The organism is Melittangium boletus DSM 14713 (assembly GCF_002305855.1).
GTDB classification, from domain to species: domain Bacteria; phylum Myxococcota; class Myxococcia; order Myxococcales; family Myxococcaceae; genus Cystobacter; species Cystobacter boletus.
The window spans coordinates 5,280,137-5,306,925 of record NZ_CP022163.1 but is presented as its reverse complement, the minus strand read 5'-3'; the positions used below and the strand labels follow the sequence as shown (position 1 = coordinate 5,306,925).

General features: G+C 68.1%; 18 protein-coding genes. 8 read left to right on the top strand and 10 right to left on the bottom strand.

The annotated features are described in order from the left end of the window. Window positions 1–93 precede the first annotated feature (93 nt). Window positions 94–864 (top strand): hypothetical protein, encoded by a 771-nt coding sequence (locus MEBOL_RS22355; protein WP_157775366.1) that lies wholly within the window; start codon window positions 94–96, stop codon window positions 862–864. A 150-nt stretch (window positions 865–1,014) separates the two neighbouring features. Here MEBOL_RS22355 and MEBOL_RS22350 read toward each other — a convergent pair whose 3' ends face one another. Together MEBOL_RS22350 and MEBOL_RS22345 are read right to left on the bottom strand one after the other, a co-directional pair. After that, window positions 1,015–1,902: an EamA family transporter gene (locus MEBOL_RS22350; protein ID WP_095982927.1), complete on the bottom strand. Its 888-nt coding sequence runs from the start codon at window positions 1,900–1,902 to the stop codon at window positions 1,015–1,017. A 55-nt stretch (window positions 1,903–1,957) separates the two neighbouring features. Then, window positions 1,958–2,701, bottom strand: coding sequence for a hypothetical protein (locus tag MEBOL_RS22345; RefSeq protein ID WP_157775364.1), 744 nt, complete (start codon window positions 2,699–2,701; stop codon window positions 1,958–1,960). A 271-nt stretch (window positions 2,702–2,972) separates the two neighbouring features. On the opposite strand from MEBOL_RS22345, the gene MEBOL_RS41335 reads away from it, so the two are divergent. Together MEBOL_RS41335 and MEBOL_RS22340 are read left to right on the top strand one after the other, a co-directional pair. Then, window positions 2,973–3,197: a hypothetical protein gene (locus MEBOL_RS41335; RefSeq protein WP_157775362.1), complete on the top strand. Its 225-nt coding sequence runs from the start codon at window positions 2,973–2,975 to the stop codon at window positions 3,195–3,197. 49 nt (window positions 3,198–3,246) lie between these two features. Continuing rightward, window positions 3,247–5,406 (top strand): right-handed parallel beta-helix repeat-containing protein, encoded by a 2,160-nt coding sequence (locus tag MEBOL_RS22340; RefSeq protein ID WP_095979351.1) that lies wholly within the window; start codon window positions 3,247–3,249, stop codon window positions 5,404–5,406. A gap of 33 nt (window positions 5,407–5,439) precedes the next feature. Here the strand turns inward: MEBOL_RS22340 and MEBOL_RS22335 are convergent, their stop codons facing one another. Beyond that, window positions 5,440–9,753, bottom strand: a complete 4,314-nt coding sequence (locus tag MEBOL_RS22335) for a DEAD/DEAH box helicase (RefSeq protein ID WP_095979350.1) — start codon at window positions 9,751–9,753, stop codon at window positions 5,440–5,442. A 232-nt stretch (window positions 9,754–9,985) separates the two neighbouring features. Between MEBOL_RS22335 and MEBOL_RS22330 the strand changes: the two genes are divergently transcribed. Then, window positions 9,986–10,768: a PAS domain-containing protein gene (locus tag MEBOL_RS22330; RefSeq protein WP_170115567.1), complete on the top strand. Its 783-nt coding sequence runs from the start codon at window positions 9,986–9,988 to the stop codon at window positions 10,766–10,768. Window positions 10,769–10,795: 27 nt separating this feature from the next. Here MEBOL_RS22330 and MEBOL_RS22325 read toward each other — a convergent pair whose 3' ends face one another. The 6 genes from MEBOL_RS22325 to MEBOL_RS22300 form a co-directional block, all read right to left on the bottom strand. Next, window positions 10,796–11,395 carry a DUF2378 family protein gene (locus tag MEBOL_RS22325; RefSeq protein WP_095979348.1) on the bottom strand — a complete coding sequence of 200 codons (600 nt, stop codon included), beginning with the start codon at window positions 11,393–11,395 and terminating at the stop codon, window positions 10,796–10,798. Between the two features lie 106 nt (window positions 11,396–11,501). Next, the gene (locus MEBOL_RS22320; RefSeq protein ID WP_095979347.1) at window positions 11,502–12,587 is read right to left on the bottom strand and encodes an aromatic ring-hydroxylating oxygenase subunit alpha; all 1,086 of its coding nucleotides are present in this window, start codon (window positions 12,585–12,587) and stop codon (window positions 11,502–11,504) included. 36 nt (window positions 12,588–12,623) lie between these two features. Beyond that, window positions 12,624–13,463 (bottom strand): trypsin-like serine peptidase, encoded by an 840-nt coding sequence (locus MEBOL_RS22315; RefSeq protein ID WP_342747649.1) that lies wholly within the window; start codon window positions 13,461–13,463, stop codon window positions 12,624–12,626. Between the two features lie 173 nt (window positions 13,464–13,636). Further along, window positions 13,637–14,281: a hypothetical protein gene (locus MEBOL_RS22310; RefSeq protein ID WP_095979346.1), complete on the bottom strand. Its 645-nt coding sequence runs from the start codon at window positions 14,279–14,281 to the stop codon at window positions 13,637–13,639. Continuing rightward, entirely contained in the window at window positions 14,278–14,961 is a 684-nt protein-coding gene (locus MEBOL_RS22305) for a hypothetical protein (protein ID WP_245918737.1), read from the bottom strand. The genes MEBOL_RS22310 and MEBOL_RS22305 overlap by 4 nt, the downstream gene beginning before the upstream one ends. Before the next feature lie 196 nt (window positions 14,962–15,157). Further along, window positions 15,158–17,527: a heavy metal translocating P-type ATPase gene (locus MEBOL_RS22300; protein ID WP_095982925.1), complete on the bottom strand. Its 2,370-nt coding sequence runs from the start codon at window positions 17,525–17,527 to the stop codon at window positions 15,158–15,160. Window positions 17,528–17,670: 143 nt separating this feature from the next. On the opposite strand from MEBOL_RS22300, the gene MEBOL_RS22295 reads away from it, so the two are divergent. Continuing rightward, window positions 17,671–19,125 (top strand): MATE family efflux transporter, encoded by a 1,455-nt coding sequence (locus MEBOL_RS22295; protein WP_095979344.1) that lies wholly within the window; start codon window positions 17,671–17,673, stop codon window positions 19,123–19,125. An 18-nt stretch (window positions 19,126–19,143) separates the two neighbouring features. On the opposite strand, the gene sthA is transcribed toward MEBOL_RS22295, so the two are convergent. Continuing rightward, window positions 19,144–20,541 (bottom strand): Si-specific NAD(P)(+) transhydrogenase, encoded by a 1,398-nt coding sequence (gene sthA / locus MEBOL_RS22290; RefSeq protein WP_095979343.1) that lies wholly within the window; start codon window positions 20,539–20,541, stop codon window positions 19,144–19,146. An 88-nt stretch (window positions 20,542–20,629) separates the two neighbouring features. On the opposite strand from sthA, the gene MEBOL_RS22285 reads away from it, so the two are divergent. The 3 genes from MEBOL_RS22285 (at window position 20,630) to MEBOL_RS22275 (ending at window position 26,788) form a co-directional block, all read left to right on the top strand. Next, on the top strand, window positions 20,630–21,565 hold the full coding sequence (locus MEBOL_RS22285; protein ID WP_095979342.1) for an MBL fold metallo-hydrolase: 936 nt from the start codon (window positions 20,630–20,632) through the stop codon (window positions 21,563–21,565). Window positions 21,566–21,600: 35 nt separating this feature from the next. After that, a complete protein-coding gene (locus MEBOL_RS22280) occupies window positions 21,601–23,358 on the top strand; it encodes a M14 family zinc carboxypeptidase (RefSeq protein WP_095979341.1) in 1,758 nt (585 codons plus the stop codon). Window positions 23,359–23,449: 91 nt separating this feature from the next. Next, the gene (locus tag MEBOL_RS22275) at window positions 23,450–26,788 is read left to right on the top strand and encodes an ATP-binding protein (RefSeq protein WP_095979340.1); all 3,339 of its coding nucleotides are present in this window, start codon (window positions 23,450–23,452) and stop codon (window positions 26,786–26,788) included. The last annotated feature ends 1 nt before the right edge of the window (window position 26,789 follow it).

Below are 26,789 nucleotides of genomic sequence, written 5' to 3'. Positions count from 1 at the left end.
TTTCCGGGGACGTCGAGGGGCCCGGCACACCCGCCCGACATGTTCCCCCTGGCACGCGGGAGCGCATGCTACAGAAGGCGGATGGGAAGAGGGATGCGTCTTGTCGCGCAGTGGGTATTGCTCATCGTCTTGTTCGTCGCCTTCTACGCCTTCTTCCGGCAACCCGGAGATCCGCTGCCGGACCTGACAAGATGGATTCCCGTCGCCCTCCTCGCCGTCTGTGCCGTCGTCGTCAGCGTCTTCATCGGGAAACGCGTTCAGAAGGGATGGACGCTGAGCTCGGAGGGAAACCAGCTCCTGTCACGAGGACGCATCGCCGCCGCGCTCGAGAAGTTCGAGGCCGCCCACCTCCTGCTCAAATCCCGGAGCCAGGGCATCCTCCCGTTCAACCTCGGGGTGTGCCATCTGGATTTGTGGCACCTGGACGCGGCCGAGAGGGAGTTCACCCGCGCCCAGGACACGAAGGAACTGCCCGAGTCCATCCGGCGGCTCATCCCCGCGCGACTCGCCCTGATCGCCGCGCTGCAGGGCGCGTTGAGCATCGCGGACAAACGCCTGGGTGAAGCCAGGGCCCTCGATGAGGAGGATCCCCTCATCGTCCTCGTCAACGGCGTCATCGCCTGTCGGCGCGAGGACTGGGCCCAGGCCCGCCTGCTGCTGCATGGACCCGCGACCCATATCCTCGGAGGCCCTCTGCGCGGCCTGAGGGACGCACTGCTCGCATGGAGCGTGGAGCGCGTCTCCGGAGAGCGCCGCTACGTGGATCCCATCACCGTGTTCGGCGAAGCTTCCACCGACAAGCTCCGCGACGCCTGGCCCGCCCTGGTGGCCTTCCTCCTGGAGCGCGCGCAGCAGGTGGCGTGACACCACCGCTCGGCTGGAATCGCGGCTCCAGCAGCGTCTCGATTTGAGCGCCCGTGAGCGTCAGCGTCACCAGGTCGTTGGCGAAGGGCTGGAGACGTGGGAACGACCCCGCGCGCCCACCGAGGCCTCGCACCAGGCGACGAGGCCGCGTCAGGCCTCGATGGGCGGAGGGACTCGGCGGGCCGTGAGGGTGGAGCCCGCGGAGGCGGCACTCACCAGGGCCACCGCGAGCCACTGCACCGGCGACAACCGCTCGTGCAGGAACAAGAACCCCATCAGGGTCGCGACCGCGGGCTCCAGACTCATCAGGATGCCAAAGGTACGGCTCGGGAGAACCCGCAACGCCATCATCTCCAATGTGTACGGCAACGCGCTCGACAGCAGCGCCACCCCGAGGCCCGCCGCCAACAACGCGGGGGTCAACTTCGCGGCCACGCCGTCCGCGAGCGAAACGGGCAGCACGACGAGCGTCGCGAACACCATCCCGGTCGCCACGCCCTGCCCCTCGGGAAGCAGCCGCGACAAACGCCCACCGAGCACGATGTACGCGGCCCAGCATGCCCCCGCGAAGAGCGCGAGCAACACGCCGATCATGTCGAGCGCGCCAGGCCCGCCACTCCATGGCGTGATGAGAACGATGCCAACGGCGGCGACCAGGACCCACAGGAAATCCAGGAGCCTTCGGGACCCGGCCACCGCGACCACGAGGGGTCCGACGAACTCCAGCGTGACGCCAAGTCCGAGCGGAATGCGCGCGATGGCGAGGTAATAACTGAGGTTCATGGCGCCGAGCGCCAGGCCATAGGGGATGACCGCGGCCCACTGCGCACGGGTGAAGCGCGCGAGCGGTGGGCGGAAGGCCACGAGCAACACGAGCGCGGCCAACGCGATACGGACCCCCGCCGTCCCCGCCGCGCCCAGCGCTGGAAACAGTCCTTTCGCGAGCGCCGCACCGCCCTGGACGCTCACGATGGAAAGGAGAACCGCCGGAAGAGGTGGCAGGCTCCAACCGGAGCGGTCCACGGGTGCTTCGTGCATGGCGGCGGACCCTACCTGTTCCAGCCCGACTTCCCAAGCCACGCGCCGCCGGTGCTCATGGCTCGACGGACTGCAACGGCGGCGTCCTCTTCGCGACGGGCAGGTAGCACTTGCCCTGGTACTCGGCCTGGGTCTCCCCGAGGCAAGGAGGCTTTCGGGCGAGTTGTACCCAACATCCCCCGTTGATCTCCTCCTCGTCCCTGTTGGGGGTGCAAGGAGGCGTTGCCTGATTCCGGAAGGGCTTGTCGGGCATGCGATAGGCGATGGGTGGAACACCCGCTTCAGCGGCGTCGATCATCTGCGCCGCGTCCACCTGCCCACGAGTCTCACACGTCATGCCGGACGCGGACTGTTCCTCACTCTCTGACTGGCTCGTGAATGACAGACAGAGGAGCAGGATCAGGACAAGTCCCGCGAGGGCGCCTCCGTCCCGAGCAGCGAGCCTCCACGGGAATCGTCCCGCCCAGTTCGCACGCTTCGGTCTTCCGGTGAGATGGATGTTCACCCGCTCATTGTCTTCCACTCGCTTGAGGGAGGCGAAGACCAGGGCGAGGATGTCCACCAACTTCGTCATCCGGCCCGAAGCGGGTGCCCGTTCCACTTCCACCTTCACCACGGAGGAGGGCGTTCGCTTGCCGGAGATCCGCACCGCCCAGTCGTCCTCGAGGTCCCAGTCCACGCGTGTCCCGGGCAACAGCACCAGGCCGGCGTTTCCCGTCGCCTCGTTGCGAGCCTCGTAGAGGTGTCCCAGCTCCGGTCCCACCTCCTCGCAAGGGCGCCCGAGAAGGAACTCCCCCACGCGACTCTCTTTCTTCTCTTCCTCCACGTGCGGCTCCTTCCACCATGCGCGGTGCGCACTCATGCCGTCACCCCATACGCGAATGGAGTCAACCTCTCAAGTCAAATGAGTTCACAGGTCCTGTTTGGTTCGATGCGTGCCGCCTCCCTCGTTCTTCCCCCTGCGATTCACTCCTCCCGCTTTATTCAGTTTTACGGCTTAGTCCTGTTAATTCGATTCAATCCATGTTGAGCTTTGGAGCCTGGTGGAGTCCAGACTCACAGGAGCACGCATGCACGTCCGCACCCGTTCTTTCGCGATGGATCGATCCTCTGGATTCGTGGGCTTGCTGCTGCTCTGTCTCGGCGGTTGCGGCGGCCCCGAGGACGCGGCGCCTCTCGTGGCGGAGGTGACGTCCGCGCTCACGCCGCACGTCTACACGGACCCGCCCCACGCCCTCGGAGTTCTACGAGCCACCCACGACCCACGTCGTCTTCGTCAGTCCCACGGGGAATGACACCGACAGTGGGAGCCTCACCGCACCGTTCAAGACGCTCGGACGTGCATTGGCCGTCGTCAACGCCAAACCCGCTGGGCCGACCTGGACCATCGTGCTCAAGGCGGGCACGTACCGCGAGGGCGAATTGTCGGTGACGCGCGACAACGTCACCCTCCAGCGCTACCGCACGGATGTGGTGCGGCTGTGGGGCAGCACCCAGGTCACGGGCTTCACCGGCTCGGCGACCGCCAGCGCCACGCTCCCTGGGGACATGACGCGCTTCGAGCAGAACTGCGCGGATGACCATCTGCTCAAGGGCACCAGCCGACACTTCGGCGCGGAGTACGCGCTGGGTGTCTTCCGCGCGGGAATCCCGCTGCGCCGCGTGGCCTCCCAACCGCAGCCCGGCGAGTATACCTATGACCATGCCTCCAACGTCCTCACCGTCGCGGGCGGTTCGAGCGACGTGGAAGTGACCACGAAGCTCTGGGCCCTGAGGAGCGCCGCCTCGAACGTGAAGATCGCGGGGCTGGACGTGAGGGGCTACGGCACATGCACGGTCGATTGGAGCAAGAGCGTGAATGGAACGGCCTATTACAAGGGCGCCATCCTGCTCTACAAGAACAGCACCGCCGTCTCGAACTCCATCCTGGAGAACTCGACCGTGGCCAACAACTCCGCCTCGGGAGTGGCCGTGGCCAACGCGCAGGGGGTGCGGCTGATCGGCAACCGCGTCCTCAACAATGGCTGGACGGGGGTCCAGGCGGGCAACGCCAATGGCCTCGTCGTCTCGGGCAATGACATCTCGTACAACAACATCCGGCACTGGGCGAACGCGGTCGACGCCGGCATGAAGATCACCAAGGTCGAGGACGGCGTCATCTTCAACAACCTCTTCGAGCACAACGCCGCCACGGGCTTCTGGTGCGATCAACATTGCGGCTCGACCCAGCCCAACACCCACTGGTTCATCATCGCGAGGAACACCGTCCGCTACAACGATGAGAAAGGCATCTTCTACGAGGTGTCACACCATGGCGTGATCGCCTCCAACCTGGTGCATGACAATGGCCTGACGGGCATCGCCGTCTTTGGTTCGCGCACCGTGCAACTCTGGAACAACACGCTCGTCAACAACGAGGAGACGACCACTGGCTATTCGGGCAACCTGAGCGTCGTGGACGACAACCGCTGCGTCACCGGGGACACGCTGCCCGGCGGTCAGCTCTGTGACGGAACCAAGGGAACCGTCCCCGTCCAAGCCGACGTCTATGATCGCTGCGAGCCCAGTTCTCGGGGAGACCTCGCGAACACCTGTAATGCCGAGCGCATCACGCTCAAGAACAACTTGATCGCGGGCTCCCGCTCCTCTCGGCCCCTGCTCAACGTGGAGGACCCCGGCGCCACGGCCTACGGCGCCGCCCGCATCATCAGCGCGAGTGATTTTCAGGCCTACTGGCGAAGCGCCACGAACGCACCCGCGAATGTCATCGAGTGGCAGAAGAACGCGGGAAGCGCCGCGATTGGCTACACCACGCTGGCCGCATTCCAGAGCGCGAACCCGGGGTACGAGGGCAACTCCGTCGAGCGCGTGACGAGCACGCCATCCTTCTTCATCGACTACGCGGGGAAGAACTTCACGCAGAACCCGGGCAGCACGGATGTCTGGGGACGGGGCGCGCCACTTCCCTCGGAAGTGCTCAAGGCCATCTACTGGCCGGAGACGAATCCCTCGCAGCCCACGGCGCGGATCGGTGCCTTCGAGTGGCAGGGAAAGGCGGACGCATGCCCCCTGTCCAGCGCGGTGTATCACCGCGTGAACCCCACGACCGGGGACAGCCTGTACACGCTGTCCGAGAGCGAGGCGCAGGCCTCGGCGGCGGACGGGTACACCGATAACCGGGGCGTGGCGTTCCGAGCAGCGGGCAGCCAGCTCGCGGGGCTCTCGCCCGTGTACCGGCTGATGAACCCCTCCGTTCCCGCGCATCTCTACACTTCGAGCGCCAGCGAGCGTTCGAGCGCGATGAGCCAGTATGGATTCACCGAGGACGAAGGGATTGGCTTCTATGCGTCCGCGAGCACGGGAACCTGCCTGGTGCCCGTGTACCGGCTCCGGAGCCCGGTGACGTACCGGCACCTGCTCACCGCCTCCGCCAGTGAATGGGCGTCATTGAAATCCCAGGGCTGGACCGACGAGGGCATCCGCTTCCACGCGGCCACGCCGTAGGTCCTTCACGAAAGAGGAGGGCTCGCAGCGGGGTCAGTTCGCCTGGGCCACCTCGGCCGAGTCCTCCTCTTCCGTTTCATCTCCCTGGTCGTCGACGCCCTGGGGCACACCGTCCACGTAGGTGACGACGTTGCCCACCGTGGCCGGCACGCGCGGACCCGGCGTCACCACCCCCGTGAGGTTGAGCGGATCCACCGCGGACAGTTGCACGCGCACCCCCGAGGGCGCCTGCCTCCGCACCGCCCGCGCCACGTCCACCGCGTCCGGCAGCGCGAACTGCTCGCCCACGAAGCCCGCCACGAAACGGCCTCCTCGGATCTCGCCACGAGCCTCCATCCGCCGGTACACGTACAGCAGCTCGCGCCAGGAGGGCGCCAGCGACTCGCGCATCACCAGGTCGCGCCAGACGATGCCATAGCGCTGGAGGAAGAGCCTCGCGAGCGACTCGCGCACCTCGTCCTCGCCCTTGGGCTCCGAGGGCACCAGCAGGCTCCAGCGGCCCGGGCCTCCGCGCTGCAACAACTTCTGCCGCTTGCGCTGCGCCGGGCTCTGCAACACCCGCAGGTTCTGCACGGCATCCGCCGTGACGAGCCCCCGAGCCACCAGCTCCCAGAGCGCGTCCTCCACCTCCGAGGGCAGCCGCCGTGAGCGCGAGCACAGGTCCGTGAAGAAACACGCACCGCGCTGCTCCAGCACCGCCACCACGTCCTGCGCCGGTGCCGACAGGTCCGGCGGAACCAGCACGCCCCCATCCGCGAGCACCGCGTTGGGTCGCGCCGCCGACAGCATCCAGTCCAGGTCCTCGCGCCGCACGAAGGACAGACTCGCGTTGCGGTTGGGAGAGGCCGCCCGGGAGCGAACGGGCACGGGCTCGGAAGGTGTCACGGTCGCGCCCCGGCGGGGACCCGGCACCGGCTTCGCCTCCCTGGCCTGCGTGAGCCGACCCCAGGCCACCTCGCCCGAGTAGCACGCCCGCTCCAGCAGATCTCCCAGGTAGCCCTTCATCCGGGAGGGCAGCAGGAAGCGCTCCCAGGCCGACGCGGGTGCTTCATAGCCTTGCAGCAGGCTGATGGCCTTGGACAGGCCCGTGGAGCCGCGCAGCGCGTCCACTTCCTCCAGGTGGTGCCACCGGAAGAGGAAGCGCATGAAGTCCTGCGCGCTCAGAGGCTCGATCTCCTTGCGCAACCGGCCCACGGTCAACCGGTGGATGCGCTGGAGCAGACGCCGGTCACACCACTCCAGCTCCCCGGGGGCGGCGTCCGGACGGAAGCGGCCCCGGAGGATGCCGCCCGTGGACTCCAACTGGTGCAGCGCGATGTTCACGTCGGATGGGTCCAGGGAGGTGATGGCCCCCAGCTCCGCCGCCGTTGTCGGGCCCAGCAACTCCATCCACCCGCGCACCACCAGCGTCACCGCCGCGTCGCGCTCCATGGGCTTGTCCCCGGACAGGGGCTCCAGCGCCGGGTGCGGTGCCGCCTCGGGGAACAAGGCCCGGACGGCCTGGAGGCGCTCGGCGGGCACCAGGTAGCGCATGCCACCCACGTCCAGCCAGGCCACCCGCCGCTGTGCCACGAGGCTCGCCACGAACCGCCCCGGCACCCGCGCCTCGGGCAAGAGGATGAGTTGCAGCAGTGCATCGTGCAGCTCGTCCTCGTCGCGCATCGGCGGCGCCGCGTCGCGCACCACCTGCTCGATGGCGCTCGCGTCCAGCGCGCCGAAGGCCGCCGAGTCCTCCGCGGGCAGCGTGCGGCGCAGCACCACGTTGCGAACCCGTCGCTCCTCCGCGGGCGCGTCATCCAGGAAGGTGTAGGGCTGGCTGTTCACCATCTGGTGGGCGAACACGCTCGGCTCGGGCACGTCCCGGGCCACGAGCTGGATGCGGCCCTCCTTCATTCCGCGCAGCACCTGGCGCAGGCCGTCGATGTCCATGGCCTCGCGCAGACAGTCCTGCATCGTCTGCATCACCAGCGGGTGGTCCGGCAGCTCCACATCCGCGCCGTGGTGGTTGTCCTGGCAGCCCACCTGCGCCGGGAACACCGCCGCGAGCAGATCCTCGCTCCGCGCCCGTTGGAGGTTGGGCGCCACGCGCTTGCCCGAGGAGAAGCGCGACAGGGACAGGGCCCGCGTCGCGTTCCACCGGAAGCGCGTGCCGAACAGCGGCGCCTGGAGCACCGCCTGCACCAGCACCTCCTCCACGTTCTCCGGGTTGAGGAAGCCGAAGATGTCCTCCAGCGGGAAGGAGTGCTGCTCGCCCAGGGACAACAACAGTCCGTCCTCGGTGGCCGCCGCCTGGAGCTCGAAGTCGAAGGTGCGGCAGAAGCGCTTGCGCAGCGCGAGGCCCCAGGCGCGCATGACGCGGCTGCCGAATGGCGCATGGAGGATGAGCTGCATGCCACCGGCCTCGTCGAAGAAGCGCTCGGCCACGAGCGTGGTGTGGCTCGGCACCACACCCAGCACCTGATGGCCCGCGCGCAGGTACGCGAGCAGCGCGTCCACCGCGGGCGGCGGCACGTTGAGCTGTTTCTCCAGGAAGAGCGGTGCGTCCGCGCGCTGGAGCAATTCCTCTCGCAGCCGGCCCACGTGCACGCTCAGCTCGTCCGTGCGACCCGGGGCCTCGCCCCGCCAGAAGGGCACCGTGGGAGGCTGTCCGTGGGCGTTCTCCACCACCACCGACGCGCCCATCACCCGTTGGATGCGCCAGGCCGTCGTGCCCAGGAGGAAGATGTCCCCGGGCGAGGACTCCACCGCGAAGTCCTCGTCCAACGTGCCCACCACCTTGCCCTCGGGCTCGGCCACCACGTTGAAGCTGAAGGTGTCTGGAATGGCCCCGCCATTGGTGAGCGCGGTGATGCGCACACCCCGGCGCGCCTTGAGCCGCTGGTTCACCCTGTCCCGATGCAGGTGCACCCCTGCCCGCCCACGCCGGAGCGACACGCCCTCGGACAGCGTCTCCAGCACCTTCTCGTACTCCTCGTACGTGAGGTGACGGTACGGCCAGGCCCGGCGGAAGAGGCTGTAGAGCGCGCGCTCGTCCCACTCCTCGCACGCACACGCCGCCACCACCTGCTGCGCGAGCACGTCCAGGGGCTTCTCGGGGATGCGCACCGCGTCCAGGTCCCCCTCGCGCACGGCGTTGAGCAGCGCCACGCACTCCATCAGCTCGTCGCGCGTCATCGCGATGAGCACGCCCTTGGAGATGCCTCCCTTGTAGTGGCCCGCGCGGCCCACCCGCTGCAACAGCACGGAGATGGAGCGCGTGCTGCCCAGTTGCACCACCAGGTCCACGTTGCCCACGTCGATGCCCAGCTCCAGCGACGCCGTGGCCACCATCACCGACAACTGCCCCGCCTTGAGCCGTTCCTCGGCCGACAGCCGCATCTCGCGCGACATGCTGCCGTGATGCGCCGCCACCTTGTCCGGCGACAGGCGCTCGCCCAGGTCGTGCGCCACGCGCTCGGCCAGCTTGCGCGTGTTCACGAAGACGAGCGTCGTGCGGTGCTCGCTCGCGAGTTGGATCAGCCGGTCATACACCTGCCCCCACATCTCATGCGTGGCGAGCGAGCCCAGCTCCGCGTCCGGAATCTCCACCCGCAAATCCCACGGCCGCTGGTGGCCCACCTGCACGGTGTGACACGTCTCGGCGCGCTCGCCCGTGAGGAAGGCGGCGATCGCGTCCAACGGCTTCTGCGTGGCCGACAGGCCGATGAGCTGCGGCGTCACCTCGGTGATGGCCTTGAGCCGTTCCAACGACAGGGCGAAGTGACTGCCCCGCTTGTCGCGTGCCAGGGCGTGGATTTCATCCACGATGATGGTGCGCACGCCGCGCAGGGTGCTCCGGGCCCGCTCCGCCGTCAGGTAGAGGTAGAGCGATTCGGGCGTGGTGATGAGGATGTGCGGGGGCCGACGCACCATCTGCGCGCGCTCGGATGCCGAGGTGTCGCCCGTGCGCACCTGGACCCGGAGTTCCTGGGGCGAGTAGCCGGCGGCGCGCGCCCGCTTCATCAACTCCTCCAGGGGCTGCAGCAGGTTCTTCCGCACGTCGTTGCCCAGGGCCTTGAGGGGCGACACGTAGAGCACCTGCGTGCGGTCCGGCAGCTGCCCTTCCAGCGCGAGGCGGAAGAGCCGATCCAGGGCGGCGAGGAAGGCGGTGAGCGTCTTGCCGCTGCCCGTGGGCGCGGCGATGAGCACGTCCCGCCAGTCCTGGATGAGCGGCCAGCCCTCCACCTGTGGGCGAGAGGGCTCGCCCAGACGCTCGCTGAACCAGCCCTGGACCACGGGATGGAAGGGCGCGAGCGCCGGGTGGACGGTCGAAGCGGTGGAGAAGTCGAGGGCGATCTGCGGGGCCATGGCGCTCTCCCAGACTGAACACGGGTTTAGCGGACGGGTCAACGAGGGGGCCCTCCGACTCGCTCGTCCACCGCTCTGGCACGAGCCCTGGGCAAACACTGGACGGGGGGTACGGAACCACACGCCTCGACGGAGAGAGTGTCACCTCGCCGCCATTCACACGCAGAGGAAGACGCTCCGCGTCAACCCGGACGGAGCGCGCGTGCTTTCGTGCCCCTGGATGCATTCCCCCATGTTCCCCCCACGCGGCCTCTATGCCCTCGAGGCGTTCAACCCGGATGCCTTCCTCGCGCTCCGCCTGGAAGCAACAGGGGACAGCGAGGACTTCCTCTGTGAGTACGCGAATCCGGCGGTGGAGGCCTTGCTGGAGGAGAACCCGCTGGGCAGGCGTCTGCGCTCACGGTGGCCGGAGCTGGCCGAGGGGCTGTCGGCATGGAGCCAGGTGCTCGCCACCGGAGAGCCCCACACGCGGGTGCTCCTCATGCGCCGGGGCTCGGGGACGCGCCGGGTCCTGGCCCGTGCCGCCCGCGTGGAGGCGGGCCTGCTCGCGGTGTGGCTCGCGGACGTGACGGACACCGAGCGCTTCGTGAGCGAGACGGCCGCCTTCGAGGAGCGGATGCTCTCCTTCGTCGAGTGCATGCCGACGCCCTTCCTCGCGCTCGATCCCCGGTGCCGCTTCGTCTACGTGAACCGGGCCGCGGAACAGTTGCTCGGCAAGCGCCGCCAGGCCCTCATGGGCCGCACGCTCGAGCAGGAGTCCACCGGAAGTCCCAGCTCGGCCCTGGGCACCCAGATACGGCGGGTGCTCACCTCGGGCACGCCCGTGGCTTTCGAGGAACGCTTCCACTCCCGCTGGTGGGAAGTGACGGTGGCGCCCACGGTCGACGGCCTCCTCGTCTACCTGCACGACATCACCGCACACCGGCGGCCCTCGACGGTCCCCCTCGCCTCCCGGACGCGCCTGGGCCGGTCCATCGGCGGCGCATGCGGGAAGCGCTATCGGCGGCATCGATGACGTCGGGGGCTTCGCGCCCGCCCGCGATCAGCGCGCGGAACCACTCGCCACCGGCCGGGTGGAGGCGTTCATCCAGGAGAGGCGGAAGGTGGCGGCCGTGCCATCACGAGACACCGGCTCCACCTGGATGTCCTCCGCGCCCGCCGCGCGCAGCGTCTCCGCGAGGAAGCCACAGGCGAAGTAGGGGTTGTCCGCGGCCACGTCCCGCATCCACAACCGGGCGCCGTGCGTGCCCAGCTCCTCCACCCGCACCTCATTGAAATTGTTGCCGGCGCGCACGTTGTGCGGCACGCGCTCCAGCGTATGGCGCGGCCCCAACCGGGTGACGAGCGACATGCTCGCGCGCCCCTGTGCCGTCAACCGGAAGCCCTGCAGGTAGCGCTCGCCCAGGCGAGACCAGGCCTCCCGCTCCGGCAACCCCGGGAACACGTCTTCCACGGCCACCCGCAGGAAGGTCTTCCATTGAGCCAGCGCGTAGGAGGGCCGCAAGGGCTCACCCAGGTCCAGCCCCGCGTCCTTCAATCGCCGACGGCCGTCCCGCGACAGGTGCGGCCCCAGGGCCCGGACGAACAAGGCATCCACTGACTGCGCGTAGACTCGTTTCTCGGGGGGGAGCGACACAGGCATGTCGCGAAGGTGACCCTTCTCCTCCCGGCCGGACACCCCCTGCTCCCACACTCTGTGTACTGGTGAAAAGTCGGGAAGACGTGGGGACAGGGGAAATGTCCACCACTCACACCTGCATCTTCAACCGCGTCTCATGAACCTCGGCGGGAGCCGCGGACGTCTTGTCTCGCTCGGCCTGGCGCATCAGCCGGAGGATGGAGGGGCCGAGCACATCCACCTCGGTGGAGGCGAAGGACTCCGAGCCGAAGCGGCGGATGGTCTCCGTCTGCCGCTCGAGGATGCGGGCGTCCTGCTGGAAGATGTGCAGGGCCACGGGGGTGATGAAGGGCTTGATGAGCCAGTGCGGCAGGGGCAGGCGGAAGGTGACGACGGCGTAGACGAGCGTGTCCCAATCCTCCACGGGCGTCATGGCCGAGGTGACCATCATGTGGCTGTCCGCGCCGAGCTGATACTCCACCTGGGCGATGGAGGGCATGAGGAAGCGGTCGAAGTGCCGCAGCACGCCACCGCCCGGGGCGAGCAGCCGCCCCACCAATCCCTCCGGCCGGGGCTCGCCGATGTATTCGGCCTCCACGCGGTCCGCGCCCCGGCGCACCACCACGTCGATCTCCCCGCGCTTCTTCTCCGTGCGGAACAGGCCTCCGTGGAGGAAGGAGGTATGGGGCACGTCGAGCGTGTTCTCCAGGAGCGCGTGCAGCGAGCCCTTCGCGCGCAACACGCGGCGCACGGTGCTGTAGCCCGGCGCGTTCAGCAGGGGAAAGCGGTAGGGCTCGTGCGTGGGCTCGACGCCGGGGGTGGAGTACACCCAGACGAAGCCCTCCTGCTCCCGCGTGGCGTACCAGACGGCGCAGCGGCTCTTCGCCTCGGGCTCGCCGGTGAAGCCCGGAACGGCGCGGCACTGGCCCGCGGTGTCGAAACGCCACCCGTGGTAGCCACATTGCAACTGCCCGCCCACCACGCGCCCCAGCGACAAGGGGACGTTGCGGTGCGGGCAGCGGTCCGCCAGGGCGCCGGGCTTGCCATCCGCGGCGCGGAAGAGGACGAGGGGCACGCCCTGCAGCATCCGGGCGAGCGGCTTGCGTCCCAGCTCGCTCGAGGTGCACAGGATGAACCAGCAGTGGGGCAGGCGGACCACCGAGACGAGTCCCGACGGCGCCGCCGTGCCACGCGCTTCCTCACGAGAAGAACCCATGGGGCCGCACTCTAACCCCACCCTCCCGTGGGTGGACTACAGACCGATCTCGGCCAGCGCCGACTTGAGGAGGGTGGCCCGCACGCCGCTGTTGTGCGTGCCACGGCCGGACGAGTTGCCACCCATGCCGTAGTGGTGCAGCGCGACGACCTGGTTCGAGGACGAGGAGAGCACCGGCGAGCCCGAGGAGCCACCCAGCGTGTCCGCGTTGTACGACGCGTCCGTGGAGCTGTAGTTGGCGTTCATGATGTAGCCCGGCGAGAACTTCTTCGTCGGGGCGCAGCCGGACGTGGTGTAGTAGTCGCAGTTCTGGTGGATGACGTAGACGTTGGCGTTGGTGGCCGCGTTGGTGCTGGAGACGGTCAACTTGCCATACACCTGCCCGGGCTTCTTGCCATTGAGCGCGGCACAGCGCAGCGCCGTCATGTCCAGGTTGCTCCACGTCTTGATGAAGGTGGAGCAGTCGTAATAGACGCGGGCCGTGGAGCTGACGCCGTCGATGTAGTTGAAGGACGCCTTGGCACCCGCGGCCTCGGAGGCACTGGCGATGCAGTGATTGTTGGTGATGAGCACATCATCCGACACCAGCCACGCCGTGCAGCGCGAGCCCACCTTGGGGATGGACAGATAGCCCACCGCGTTCGCCCGGGTGGCCTGGGTCCCCGTCAGCGTCGTGGTGCTCTTCCAATCCACGGAGCCGACGATGACCGTCGACTCGGAGGAAGCGAGCGTGTCCGAGGACAGGCGCTCATCCACCTCCGGAGAAGTACCGCACGCCGTGAACAACCCCACCGCCGCGAGACCCAGGTAACGAAGCTTCAACATGTGCTCTCCCATATCCGAGAAGGGGATGAACACCTCCAGCGAGTCGGCCATGCCGCTCCCGGGGGTGACCGCGGCTCTCAGATATCAGCACTTTGAGTAAAAATCACACAAAACCTTGATAAACCGTATTTCTGGGTCCAAGCCGGGAAACGGAGCGGGGGCCAGGGACGCAGGGCGGGCGCCAGGCGGAGGTACACCATCCCACCCAGGCGGGTACGGCTTCGTCAGTGGCCCGCGTCGGAAGGAAAAGGCGTGGTGGGCGGAACAGGCGACCCCCCGTCAGCGGCCTGACCACCGTCATTCGGAGAGGGAGGACCCGCGTCCGGACGGCTCTTCGTGAACCACGAGGGAGGAAGGTCGGATGCGATTTCAGTCGAAGTCGTTCCCACCTGGGAAGCGGGAACAGGAGTGCCCGTCACGGACTGAGTCCCGGTTTCGTCGGAACCCGGATTCATGTTCTCGGGCTCTCCATCGAACAAGCGGCGGAGGATGCGGCCATCGGAAGAGCGAATGGCATACTTCGCTCCTCCGTCCAGGATGGCGTACCCACAGGCGTCGGAGTCCAGCGAGATCTGGACGAAGATGATGTCCTCCCCGCGGATGACGCGGTAGCGCTGTGACTCCCCTTTTTCCCAACACTCACGCGCTCCGCCCTTGGGTGGGCTGAAATCATTGGCGGCGATGGTGATGGCCCGGAGTATCACGCCATCCAGCTCGTACGGCTGACCTTGCCCTCCCAGAACGGTGGCCGGCCGCTCATGGAACGCGGGGAAGCGGATGGATGGATCCTCTTGTGGCGCGGATTTTGGGAACAGAGCGCAGCCAGAGAGAATGATGCCCAGCGCGACCGTGAGGTTCTTCGTTCTCATGGCGCGTCCCCTCTGGAGGACTGGCAGGGAACCAACTTCTTCTCCACGTGGAATTCCGTCTCGGTGAGCCATTTAACAACACCCGTTTGCTGGCAGCGCCAGCCAGTCGGCGTATTGGACCACTTCAGCAATTGGCTTTTGAGTGGAATGTACTGAAAGAAACCGTCGCACCTGGGCTTCGCGAGGTCATTCGAATTCGAGAAGAACGCGACGACCGAGAGTTGGACCTTGCCTCCCCTGGTTTCGACCTCGAAGCCATGAGTCAACCCCTTCGAGACGATGCTGTATATGTCATTATCGGAGAGAGTGGACGCGTAGGGATGGTTGTGAAGTGCGAAGACGTATTTGAGACTGTCCGCTGGGTATCTCCGGTCGTCCACGACGGAGGGAAGAACACAGCTCTTCCTCCTATCCAGATCGTCTGGCAGCGACTGGTCGGTCAGCATGCTCATCTCGTATTTGTGATCTGGAGTGTAATAGAGCCAGGCGCAATACTCGCGCGAGATGCGCCAACGCAACTGGGCGTCCTGCGCCTGAACAGGTCCCATGGTCGCATTCGGCATCGAGAGGATTTTTGGGCACGCGGCGATCAGTGCATCGGAGTAGGAGTCGAAAGACCCGAAGCCCGGCATCGGACCCGGGATGCTCTCCAGGAGAGGATCACCCGGCTTGGGGCGCAAGACCCCCTCAATGGACTGGGACGAAGAGCATCCTGGTACCAGGAGAAACAGAGCCAGCAACCGTGACGACCATCTGAGTAGATTCCCAAGTCCCATGAGCACCGTCCAACGGACGAACGTCCCCTCTCCGTCCCAAGAGCGCTCCACTCTAGCACACCCTCCCGATAACCAGAAAGTCGACCCCAAGGGGAGGCGACTAAAGAGCAACCTTGCGCAACCGCAAGGCATTGCCAATGACCGACACCGATGAAAGGCTCATCGCCACCGCCGCGATCATCGGACTGAGCAGCCATCCGAAAAAGGGATAGAGCACTCCCGCCGCGATGGGCACTCCCACCAGGTTGTAGATGAAGGCGAAGAAGAGATTCTGACGGATGTTGCGCAACGTGGCCTGGCTCAACAGCCGTGCCCGGGAAATGCCTCTCAAGTCTCCCTTCACCAGCGTCACCGCCGCGCTCTCCATCGCGATGTCCGTCCCCGTCCCCATCGCGATGCCCACGTCCGCTCCCGCCAACGCCGGAGCGTCATTCACCCCATCCCCCGCCATCGCCACCGTGCGGCCCTCGGCCCTCAGGCGCTTCACCACGTCTCCCTTGCCCTCGGGCAACACCTCCGCCACCACCTCGTCGATGCCCAGACCCCGCGCCACCGCCTCCGCCGTGGCCCGGCTGTCTCCCGTGAGCATCACCACGCGCAGGCCCTCGCGATGCAACGTGGCGATCGCCTCCGCCGTGGTGTCCTTCACCGGGTCCGCCACCCCAAGCAGCCCCACCACCCGCCCATCCACCCCCACGAACACCACCGTCTGGCCCTCGTGCCGCAAGGCCTCGGCGCGGCTTCCCAACTCCCCCGCCTCCATCCCCAGCGACTCCAGCAACGCGAGGTTGCCGAGCACCACCCGCGCCTCCTCCACCACGCCCTGCACCCCCTTTCCCGTCACCGAGCGGAAGTCCCGCACCGCGACGGGCTTCACCCCCCGCGCCTCGGCGCCCGCCACCACCGCCGCCGCCAATGGGTGCTCGCTGCCCCGCTCCAGACTCGCCGCGAGCCGCAGGAGCCGCGCCTCGTCCAGCCCGCGCGCCTCCACCGACACCAGTCGGGGCTTGCCCTCCGTGAGCGTGCCCGTCTTGTCCACCACCAGGGTGTCCACGCGCTCGAGCACTTCCAGGGCCTCGGCATCCCGGATGAGCACGCCCACGCCCGCCCCCTTGCCCATGCCCACCACCACGGACATGGGCGTGGCCAGACCCAATGCGCACGGGCAGGCGATGATGAGCACCGCCACCGCGTTCACCAGCGCATGCGCCAGGCGGGGCTCGGGACCCACGAAGGCCCAGACCAGGAAGGTCACCACCGCCACCGCGATGACCGCGGGCACGAACACCGCGGCGGCTTGATCCGCCAGGCGCTGGATGGGGGCACGTGAGCGCTGGGCCTCGGCCACCCGCTGGACGATGCGCGAGAGCAACGTGTCCCGCCCCACCCGCTCGGCCCTCATCACCAGCCCACCCGTGCCATTGACGGTGCCTCCCGTGACGCGCGCCCCGGCCGTCTTCTCCACGGGAAGTGACTCCCCCGTCACCAGCGACTCGTCCACCGCGCTCGAGCCCTCCAGCACCACCCCATCCACCGGCACCTTCTCACCCGGGCGCACGCGGAGGGTGTCTCCCACCTTCACCTGCTCGAGCGGCACGTCCTCCTCGCGTCCGTCCTCGCTCACGCGCCGGGCCACGGCCGGAGCCAGCTCGAGCAACGCGCGCAGGGCCCCCGAGGTCGCGCGGCGCGCCCGCAGCTCCAACACCTGTCCGAGCAACACCAGCGTGGTGATGGTCGCCGCCGCTTCGTAATAGAGCGGCGCCGCGCCCCCATGGCCGAGGAAGGCGCTCGGCAGCAGTCCGGGCGCCAGCGTGGCGAGGACACTGAAGAGGTACGCCGCGCCCGTCCCGAGCGCCACCAGGGAGAACATGTTGAGGTGGCGGTTGCGCACCGAGGCCACGCCCCGCTCGAAGAATGGGGCCCCACCCCAGAGCACCACCGGCGTCGCCAGGAGGAGCTGGAGCCACGCGAGCCAGGACGGCGCGACGGCGTGTTGCAGGGGTTGGCCCGGCAGCATCTCGGACATGCCCAGCACGAGCAGGGGCACCGTGAGAACGACCCCCACCCAGAAGCGCCGGGTCATGCTCACCAGCTCCGGATCCGGCGCGTCGTCCGTCAACACCGGCTGATCTGGCTCCAGCGCCATGCCGCACTTGGGGCAGGCCCCCGGATGGTCCTGACGGACCTCTGGATCCATGGGGCAGATCCACATCGTGCCGGGCGGAGCCGCCTCGGGCTCCGGGGGCTCGGACTTCGGCGCGAGGTATTTTCCAGGGTCGGCGGCGAAGCGCTCGCGGCACTTGGGGTTGCAGAAGAAGTAGCTCACTCCCTCGTGCACATGGCGGCCACCCTTGGCGCTCGCCGGGTCGACCGTCATGCCACAGACGGGGTCCACCACCCGTTCCTCGGGGGACGGGGGCACCCGTTCGGGAGTGGAATGTCCCGGCGAACCGGGGCGCGCGTGCGTCATGGCGGTGAACTCCTTCAACCCGGCTGTGGGAACAAGGTAGAAGTGACTGATAACTCCGGGGGACTCGCATTCCCACCACTCGGAGTGCCATACCCAGTCCATGGAGGGAGCGCCGCAACCGCCACCTCCGAGAAGGCAGGATCATGACAGCGAAGTTCGGGACTGATTTGACGACCGGAAGCATCCCCCGGCACATCGTGACGTTCTCACTGCCGATGCTCATCGGCAGTCTGGTCCAGACTGGCTCCAGCTTCATCAACGCCATCTGGGTGGGACAGTTCCTGGGCACGGGAGCGCTGGCCGCGGTCACGGTGAGCTTTCCCATCGTCTTCACCCTCTTCGGCATCGGGATGGGGATGACGTTGGCGACGAACGTCCTCGTGTCACAGAGCGTCGGCGCCAAGCGCGGCGATGAATTGCGGCGGGCGGTGGACAGCACCACGGTGATCGTCGTCGGACTGGGGACCCTGCTCACGCTCCTGGGTGAGTACTTCGCTCCGCACATCCTGCGCGCCATGGATACGCCGGCCAACGTCTTGGACGTCGCGGTGGGCTACCTGCGCATCTTCCTGCTGTCCATGCCGTTCACCTTCGGCTTGATGGCGATGCGCAGCATGTACCAGGGCCTCGGGGACTCGAAGACGTCCCTGTACTTCCTGTTCGCCGCCGTGGTGATCGCCACCGTGTTGGATCCGATCCTCATCTTCGGCTGGTTGGGAATGCCGCGCCTGGGACTCATTGGCACGGCCTGGGCCACGCTGTTCGCCCAGGCGGCGGTGTTCATCGCCGCCGTCGCCTACATGCACATCAGCAAGTCCCCGATCGCACCGGGCTGGCCCCGCGCGCCCAACCTCGGGCCCATGATCTGGCGGACGCTGCGCATCGGCGCTCCCGCGTCCGTGCAGCAGTGCATGGTGTCGCTCGGCATGTTGGTGGTGACGGGCGTGGTGAACGGCTTCGGAGAGCTCTCGACGGCGGCGTTCGGCGCGGCTTCGCGCATCGATCAGATCGCGTTCATGCCCGCCATCAACTTCGGAATGGCCATCTCGACCCTCGCCGGACAGAACCTGGGAGCGGGGCACGAGGGCCGGGTCCGGCAGATCTTCAAATGGGGGTGCGCGTTCAGCGGAGCCATCACGCTCGTCATCTCCGCGCTGGTCGTGCTCTTCCCGGAAGCACTCCTGCGGATATTCATCCAGGAGCCCACCGTCGTGGAACTGGGCAGCTCGTACCTGCGCATCGTCGGTGCCTGCTATGTCGTCTCCGGCATCACGTTCGTGAGCAATGGCATCATCAATGGCTCGGGCGCGACGCTGGTCACCACGCTCATCTCCATGGTCACCCTGTGGGCCGTCCGCGTGCCCCTCGCCTATACGCTGTCCCATCAGATGAACAGCGTGAAGGGCATCTGGTACGCCATCGGCCTGAGCTTCTTCGTGTCGCTCTCCGCCAGCATGGCCTACTACTTCTCCGGAAAGTGGAAGAAGGCGTTGAACAAGAAGAACGCCGAGCCCCAGGCGGAACCGGCGGCGCCCCTCGTGGCCCCGGTCGCGCCGGAAGCCGCCGGGGTCCTCGCCAAGAAGGCAGGAGAAGGCTAGGCACTCGACCGGAACGACTTAGAACAACCGGTTGAGCCCGTTGAGCGCCGCCACGCGGTAGGCCTCGGCCATGGTGGGGTAGTTGAACGTGGTGTTGATGAAGTAGTCGATGCTGTTGCCCGGGCCTTCCTGCGACATGATGGCCTGGCCGATGTGGATGATCTCCGAGGCGTTGTCCCCGAAGCAGTGCAGGCCCAGGATCTCCCGCGTGTCCCGGTGGAAGAGCAACTTGAGCATGCCCACCGTGCGGCCGGTGATCTGCGCGCGCGCCAGGCTCTTGAAGAAGGCGTGACCCACCTCGTAGGGCACGCCCTGGCGCGTGAGTTCCTGCTCGGTGCGCCCCAGGCTGCTGATCTCCGGACTGGTGTAGATGCCGCTGGGAATGTCCTTCACCAGCTTGTGCTCCAGGCGGCCCTCGACGATGTGGGTGGCGGCGAAGCGGCCCTGGTCATATGACGCGCTCGCGAGCGACGGATTGCCCACCACGTCACCCACCGCGTAGATGTGGGGCACGACCGTCTGGTAGGCGTCGTTCACCTGGATGTTGCCGCGCGAGTCCGTCTGGATGCCCAGGGCGTCCAGGCCGATGTCCTGGGTGTTGCCCGTGCGCCCGTTGGCCCACAAGAAGATGTCCGCCCGCAGGCGCTTGCCACTCTTGAGGTGCAGCACCACGCCGTCCGCGTTCGCCTCCACGCGCTCCATCTGCTCCTGGTGGCGGATGAGCACGCCCTGCTCCCGCAGGTGGTAGCTGAGGGCGTCGGAGATCTCGTCGTCCAGGAAGGACAGGAGCCGCTCGCGCGTGTTCACCAGGTCCACCTTCACGCCCAACATGCGGAACATGGACGCGTACTCGCAACCAATCACGCCCGCGCCATAGATGATCATCGTCATCGGCGTGTCGCGCAGGTTGAAGATGGTGTCCGAATCGAAGATGCGCGGGTGCTCGAAGTCCAGCTCGGGCGGGTGGTAGGGCCGCGAGCCAGTGGCCAGCACGATGGACTTGGCGGACAGCTGCTCGCTGGCGCCCCGGGGCTCGCTGACCTCGAGCGTGTGGGCGTCCAGGAAGCGCGCCCGCCCCACCACCAGCTCCACCCGGTTGCGCTCATAGAAGGTGGTGCGCAGCTGCACCTGGCGCGACACCACCGAGGAGGCGGTGCGCATCATGTCCTTGAACTTCCAGCGGTGGGCCAGTTCCACGCGCAGATCTGGATGATCCAGCTGCACGTCCACGAGGCGCTGGATGGCGTGACGCAGTGCCTTCGAGGGAATGGTGGCGGTATGGGTACAGGCCCCTCCCACCAGGGGTTGCTGCTCCACCACGCACACCCGCTTGCCCGACTTGGCCGCCTTCATGGCCGCGCCCTCACCGCCGGGACCGGAACCAATCACCACGATGTCGAAATGCCGCACGCTCATGGCCGGATACTTCTCCACCCTCGGGATCTCGGGAAGAAATCATCCCCTCGCCTGCTAAGGTAGGGGGTGGGACCTGGAGGCCCCCCTCATGTCGCTCCGCTTCAAGAACCTGGATGGCAGCGGTCCCCATCCCCTGAGCAACATCTTCAAGTGGGCCGTGGGGGACAAGCTGGCGGGCAAGCGGCGCAAGAGCCCGGGCACGTGTGTCATGCGCCGCGTGGAGCCGGACCCCGCCGTCCTGGCGTCCCCTCCAGGCCCCGGCGAGGGCGCCCGCCTCACCTGGCTCGGACATGCGAGCTGGCTCGTGCAGCTCGACGGCGTGTCGCTGCTCATCGACCCCGTCCTGCGCGACTCCATTCCGGGCTTCATCCGCCGCAACGTGCCTCCGGGCGTCCCGCTCGGGCAGTTGCCCCCCATCGCCGCCACCCTGGTGTCCCACAACCACTTCGATCACCTGGACCTGCCCACGGTGCGCCAGGTGGGCGCGCCCGTCGTGGGGGGCCTGGGCCTGACGCGCTACTTCCAGCGCACGCGGCTGGCCGTCACCGAGCTGGACTGGTGGGGCTCCACGCGGGTGGGCCCGGTGACGGTGCACTTCGTCCCCGCCCAGCACTGGAGCCGCCGGGGATTGAAGGACATCAACGAAACGCTCTGGGGGGGCTTCGTGGTGGAGGGGTCGAGCGCGCGCGTCTACCACTCGGGAGACACCGCCTACTTCGACGGCTTCCATGAAATCGGCCGGCGCTTTCCGGGACTGGACGCGGCCCTGCTGCCCATCGGGGCCTACGATCCCGAGTGGTTCATGTCGAAGCAGCACATGAACCCGGAGCAGGCGGTGCGCGCCTACGAGGACCTGAAGGCCCGGCACTTCCTCGCCATGCACTGGGGAACCTTCAAACTCACCGACGAGCCCCTGGACGAACCGCCCCAGCGCCTGGACGCCGAGTGGAAGCGCCGCGCGCTGCCCGCCGAGCCCCTGCATGTGCTCGCCGTGGGGGAAAGCCTGAGCGTGCGCCAGGGTTGAGCCAGAACAGCGGGTGTGCTCAACAGACCCCCGCCATGCTCCTGCCCACCCTGCTCGCCCTGACGCTGCACCAGGCCCCTCTCACCACCGTCGCCGAGAAGAGCGGATGGACCCACACCGGCCGCTACGCCGAGGTGGAATCACTCTGCCGGGCCTTCCCCAAGCGCTACCCGGGCAAGGTGCGCTGCGACACCTTCGGGACCACGCCCGAGGGCCGCCCCCTGCTCGCGCTCGTGGCGAGCGCGGATGGAACCCTCACCCCCGCCGCGGCGGCGAAGAAGAACCGCCCCATCGTCTTCTTCCAGGGAGGCATCCACGCCGGGGAGATCGACGGCAAGGACGCGGGCTTCTGGCTGCTGCGGGACGTGCTCGACGGCAAGGCGCTCCCGGGCGTGCTCAAGAACGTGACGGCCGTCTTCGTGCCCGTCTTCAACGTGGATGGACACGAGCGCTTCGGCCCCAACCACCGGCCCAACCAGGTGGGCCCCGAGGAGATGGGCTGGCGCACCACCGGGCGCAACCTCAACCTCAACCGGGACTACGTGAAGGCGGACGCCCCGGAGATGGTGGCCATGCTCACGCTGCTGCACACGTGGGATCCGCTCATCTACATCGACCTGCACGCCACCGACGGCGCCCAGTTCGAGCACGACGTGAGCGTGCAGATGGAGCCCCAGAAGACGGGCCCCGAGGCGCTGCGGGTCCCCGGCGAGAAGATGATCGCGGAGCTGCTCCAGGGGCTCGAGGCCCAGGGCCACCTGCCCCTGCCCTTCTATCCCTCCTTCGAGGAATGGGACAATCCGCAATCCGGCGTGAGCTACGGCGTCTCACCGCCGCGCTTCAGCCACCCGTACTGGCTGGCCCATCGGCGCTACGGCGTGCTGGTGGAGACCCACTCCTGGAAGCCCTATGCCCACCGCGTGGCCACCACGCGCCACGTGCTGGAGGGCCTGCTGCGGCTCTTCGCCCGGGACGGCCAGGCCCTGATGAAGGCGCGCGCGGCGGTGGACGCCGAGGCCGAATCCGGCCAGGTCCGCGAGGTGGTGCTCGCCTGGGAAAACACGAAGAACAGCCACCCCATCGCCTTCCGCGGCTATGCGTATGAGCGCTCCCCGTCCGAGCTGACCCAGCTGCCGTGGATCCGCTACGACACCACGAAGCCCCAGGTGTGGACCCTGCCCTACTTCGAGGAGCTGCGCCCCGCCGTCACCGCCCCCCTGCCCCTGGGCGGCTACCTGGTGCCCCCGGCGCACGCGGGGTGGGTGGCTCCGAAGCTCACCGCGCATGGCCTGCGCTTCCAGCGGCTCGGCCAGACGCTGCCCCCGGCCGAGGTGGAGGTGTTCCGCGCCACCGAGACGTCGTTCCGCCCCACCTCCGTCGAAGGCCACCAGGGCCTCACCGTCCAGGGGCAGTGGGCACGCGAGCGCCATCCCCTGCCCGAGGGGACCCTCTACGTTCCCGCCGCGCAGAAGAGCGCTCCGCTGGTCGCCCACCTCCTGGAGCCCCGGGGACCGGATTCCCTGCTGTCCTGGGGCTTCTTCAACAACCACTTCGAGGCCAAGGAGTACATCGAGGAGTACGTGGTGGAGCCCTTCGCGCGGGAATTGCTGGCGAAGGACCCCGCCGTGAAGGCCGCCTGGGAGGAGCGCTTGAAGGATCCGGCCTTCGCCGCGGACCCGAAATCCCGTCTGCGATTCTTCGCCGAGCGCCACCCGGCCTGGGACTCCCACTTCAACCTCTATCCCGTCTTCCGCACGGATTCGCCCCCCGCGGGCCTGAAACCGGTACGCTGATGAAGACCTGGACTCCCCGTCACCTCTCGACGACTTCCGCCCTGACTGGGAGAATGAACCGAGTCCGAGCGTCGGCCACTCCCGGAGGACGATGAGGAACGAACGCGACCTGCTCGAGCAAGCCCTGGAGGTGCTGGAAGCCCAGCGTCCGGTGCTCGGCCCCGAGGCCACCGAGGCCGCGATGGCCGCCTTGCGCGCGCGGATCACCGCCCTGGCCTCCCACGTTCCCCTGGAGCGGCGCCATGTCACGGTGCTCTTTGGAGACCTGTGCGGCTTCACCGCCCTGAGCGAGGGGATGGACCCGGAGGACGTCGGCGAGCTGATGAACCGCCTGTGGGAGCGGGTGGACACGGCCATCTTCCGGCACGGCGGCCGCATCGACAAACACATTGGCGACGCCGTCATGGCGCTCTGGGGCACGGACGGCGCGAGCGAGGACGACGCCGAGCGGGCGATCCATGCCGCCCTGGACATCCACTCCCGGCTGGCCGCGTTTCCAGGAGGCCCCCCGGGGGGCATGCACATGCGCATCGGCATCCACACGGGGCCGGTGCTGCTGGGGGTGGTGGGCACGCTCGGGGAGCTCACGGTGATGGGAGACACCGTCAACACGGCCAGCCGCCTGGAGCAGGCCGCGCCGCCAGACGGCATCCTCGTCTCCCATGTGACGTACCGCCACGTGAGCGAGGCCTTCGAGATGGAGCCCCAAGCCCCCTTGCGGCTCAAGGGCAAGCAGGAACCGCTCCAGGTGTACCGGGTGACGGCGGCCCGGCCGCGCGCCTTCCAGCGGCGCCGGGGCCTGGAGGGCGTCTGGGCCCGGCTGGTGGGGCGCGAGGAGGAGACGCGGATGCTGCGCGCCAGCCTCCAGGAAGTGCTCGCGGGCGCCGGCACGCGCGCGGTGACGCTCACGGGCGAGGCGGGCATTGGCAAGTCGCGACTGCTGGGTGAGTTCGAGACGTGGCTCGAATCCCTCGTGGCCCCGCCGCTCTGCCTGCGCGGCCGCGCCAGCCCGGAGATGCGCCGGCACCCCAATGCCCTCCTGCGCGACCTGTTCTCCTTCCACCTGCAAGTGCAGGAAAGCGACTCGGCCAGCGTGATTCGCGCCCGCCTGGAGGAAAGCTTCCAGGAAGCACTCGGCCCCGGAGAGGGCAGTCAGATCCGCGCCCACCTCGCCGGCTCGCTCATCGGCTTCGACTTCAGCGCCAGCCCCCACCTCAAGGGCACGCCCATGGACGAGCAGAGCCTGCGGGCTCGCGGCCTCACGTCCCTCACCGACTACTTCCGCGCCCTGCTGCGGCGCGAGCCCATGGTGCTCTTCCTCGAGGACATTCACTGGGCGGATGACAGCGCGTTGGATCTGCTCGAGCGCCTGCTGCGGCCGCTCACCACGGAGCGACTGCTCGTGGTGTGCACCGCGCGGCCGGAGTTCTTCGAGCGGCGCCCCCACTGGTCTCAGGCCTCCGCCCACCTGCGGCTGGAGCTCTCCCCCCTCACCCCGGCCGACAGCCACCGGCTCCTCTCGGAGTTGCTGCGCAAGGTGGAGCGCATTCCCCCGGAGCTCGAGGAGCTCGTCGTCACGCGCGCCGAGGGCAACCCCTTCTACCTGGAGGAGCTCATCCAGATGCTGCTGGAGGAAGGGGTCATCCTCGTGTCCGGAGAGCGCTGGCGCGTGGAGGCCCGGCGGCTCACCACGCTCAAGGTGCCCCCCACCCTCAGCGGGGTGCTCCAGTCCCGTCTGGACAGCCTGCCCCCCCGCGAGCGGGAGGTCCTCCAACGCGCCTCCGTGGTGGGGCGGCTCTTCTGGGACGAGTCCCTGCTGAGCATGGACGCCGAGGGCGCCACCTCCACCGCGCTCCACGACATCCTCGCCGCGCTCCAGGAGCGCGAGCTCATCTTCGAGCAGTCCAACTCCTCCTTCTCGGGAGCGCGCGAGTACATCTTCAAGCACGCCATCGTGCGGGAGGTGGCGTACGACACCGTGCTCAAGCGCGAGCGGCGCGCCTTCCATGGCTGCATCGCGGAGTGGCTGCTCGCGCGCGGGGGCGAGCGCTCCCGGGAACACCTCGGGTTGCTCGCGGACCACCTGGAGGCCGCGGGCCAGGGCGAGCGCGCGGCCACCTCGCTACGACGGGCCGCGGAGGAAGCGCTCGGCCTGTTCGCCCACACGGAGGCACGCGCCTTCCTGGAGCGGGCGCTCGCCCTGTGCGCGGAGGACAACCACACCGAGCGCTACGCCATCGTGGCGGCGCGCGAGCGCGTCCACTCCATCCTGGGCAACCGGCGCGAGCAACGCCTGGACCTGGACGGCATGGAGTCCCTGGCGGAACGGCTCGGCGACGAGCGGCGCCAGACGGAAGCGGCCCTGCGCCGCTCCCTCTATGCCCTGGAAGTGGGCGAAATCGAGGCGGGCGAGGAGGCGGTGAACAAGGCCATCCGGCTCGCCCAGGAGTTGGGGGACGTGCCCAGCGAGGCGATCGCCCACCTGCGCTGGGGAAGGATGTTGCGCCACCACCAGGGCGACTTCGCCTCCGCCCGCGTCCACTTCGAGCGCAGCCTCACGCTCGCCGAGTCGGCGCGGCTCGTCCAGGTGGAGGTGGAAAGCCTGCTCAATCTCAGCGCCACCATGAACGAGAGCGGTGAGCTCTCCACGGGCCTCGCCCACATCCAGCGCGTCATTCCCTTCTGCCAGTCCCTGGGGGACCGATGGCTGGAGATCTCCGCCCTGCGCTACCTCGCCTACGCGCACAAGAGCCTGGGCGAGTTCGCGAGGGCCCGGGCCGACTTCGAGCAGACGCTCCAGTTCAGCCGCGTCATCGGTTACCGGTTCTGGGAGACCATGGACTGCTGCAACCTGGCGCGCCTCCACCACCACCTGGGGGACCCGGAGGGAGCGCTCGAATGGACGGAGCAGGGCCTGCGGCTGGCCGAGGAGATTGGCAGTCCGCGCTACCAGGGCTACGTCTGGATGAGCCGGGGCCTCGCGCTGATCTCCCTGGAGCGGCTGCCCGAGGCGCGTGAGGCCTTCCAGCAATCACGGCGCATCCGCGTGGAGACGCGCATGCCCTTGCTGGAGCTGGAGTCGATGACGGGCCTGGCCGCCGTGGAGCTGGCGAGCGGTCAGCTCCACCTGGCGCTCGAGTATGTCGAACAACTCCTGCCCACGCTGGAAGGCAACACCCTGCAAGGCGTGGAGGAGCCCTTCTGGATGTGGCTCACCTGTTTCCGGATCCTGCGCGCACACGGCGACCGGCGCGCGCTGCTCATCCTGGAGCAGGCCCACCAGCAGCTCCAGGCACAGGTGGGGAAGATCCAGGAAGAGGCCTTCCAGCGCTCGTTCCTGGGCATTCCCACCCACCGGAGCATCCGCGAGGAATGGCGGCGGCTGCTGGGCAGGAATGGAACCGACGGCCAGGAACGGCCGCTCCAGTAGG

What these genes read in the sequence shown, in the direction of transcription:
- MEBOL_RS22325 (WP_095979348.1), bottom strand. Translation starts at nt 11,395, where the DNA reads ATGCCTGTGTCGCTCCCCCCCGAGAAACGAGTCTACGCGCAGTCAGTG.
- MEBOL_RS22285 (WP_095979342.1), top strand. Translation starts at nt 20,630, where the DNA reads ATGTCGCTCCGCTTCAAGAACCTGGATGGCAGCGGTCCCCATCCCCTG.
- MEBOL_RS22330 (WP_170115567.1), top strand. Translation starts at nt 9,986, where the DNA reads ATGTTCCCCCCACGCGGCCTCTATGCCCTCGAGGCGTTCAACCCGGAT.
- MEBOL_RS22315 (WP_342747649.1), bottom strand. Translation starts at nt 13,463, where the DNA reads ATGGCCGACTCGCTGGAGGTGTTCATCCCCTTCTCGGATATGGGAGAG.
- MEBOL_RS22295 (WP_095979344.1), top strand. Translation starts at nt 17,671, where the DNA reads ATGACAGCGAAGTTCGGGACTGATTTGACGACCGGAAGCATCCCCCGG.
- MEBOL_RS22355 (WP_157775366.1), top strand. Translation starts at nt 94, where the DNA reads ATGCGTCTTGTCGCGCAGTGGGTATTGCTCATCGTCTTGTTCGTCGCC.
- sthA (WP_095979343.1), bottom strand. Translation starts at nt 20,541, where the DNA reads ATGAGCGTGCGGCATTTCGACATCGTGGTGATTGGTTCCGGTCCCGGC.
- MEBOL_RS22275 (WP_095979340.1), top strand. Translation starts at nt 23,450, where the DNA reads ATGAGGAACGAACGCGACCTGCTCGAGCAAGCCCTGGAGGTGCTGGAA.
- MEBOL_RS22320 (WP_095979347.1), bottom strand. Translation starts at nt 12,587, where the DNA reads ATGGGTTCTTCTCGTGAGGAAGCGCGTGGCACGGCGGCGCCGTCGGGA.
- MEBOL_RS22300 (WP_095982925.1), bottom strand. Translation starts at nt 17,527, where the DNA reads ATGACGCACGCGCGCCCCGGTTCGCCGGGACATTCCACTCCCGAACGG.
- MEBOL_RS22350 (WP_095982927.1), bottom strand. Translation starts at nt 1,902, where the DNA reads ATGCACGAAGCACCCGTGGACCGCTCCGGTTGGAGCCTGCCACCTCTT.
- MEBOL_RS41335 (WP_157775362.1), top strand. Translation starts at nt 2,973, where the DNA reads ATGCACGTCCGCACCCGTTCTTTCGCGATGGATCGATCCTCTGGATTC.
- MEBOL_RS22280 (WP_095979341.1), top strand. Translation starts at nt 21,601, where the DNA reads ATGCTCCTGCCCACCCTGCTCGCCCTGACGCTGCACCAGGCCCCTCTC.
- MEBOL_RS22335 (WP_095979350.1), bottom strand. Translation starts at nt 9,753, where the DNA reads ATGGCCCCGCAGATCGCCCTCGACTTCTCCACCGCTTCGACCGTCCAC.
- MEBOL_RS22310 (WP_095979346.1), bottom strand. Translation starts at nt 14,281, where the DNA reads ATGAGAACGAAGAACCTCACGGTCGCGCTGGGCATCATTCTCTCTGGC.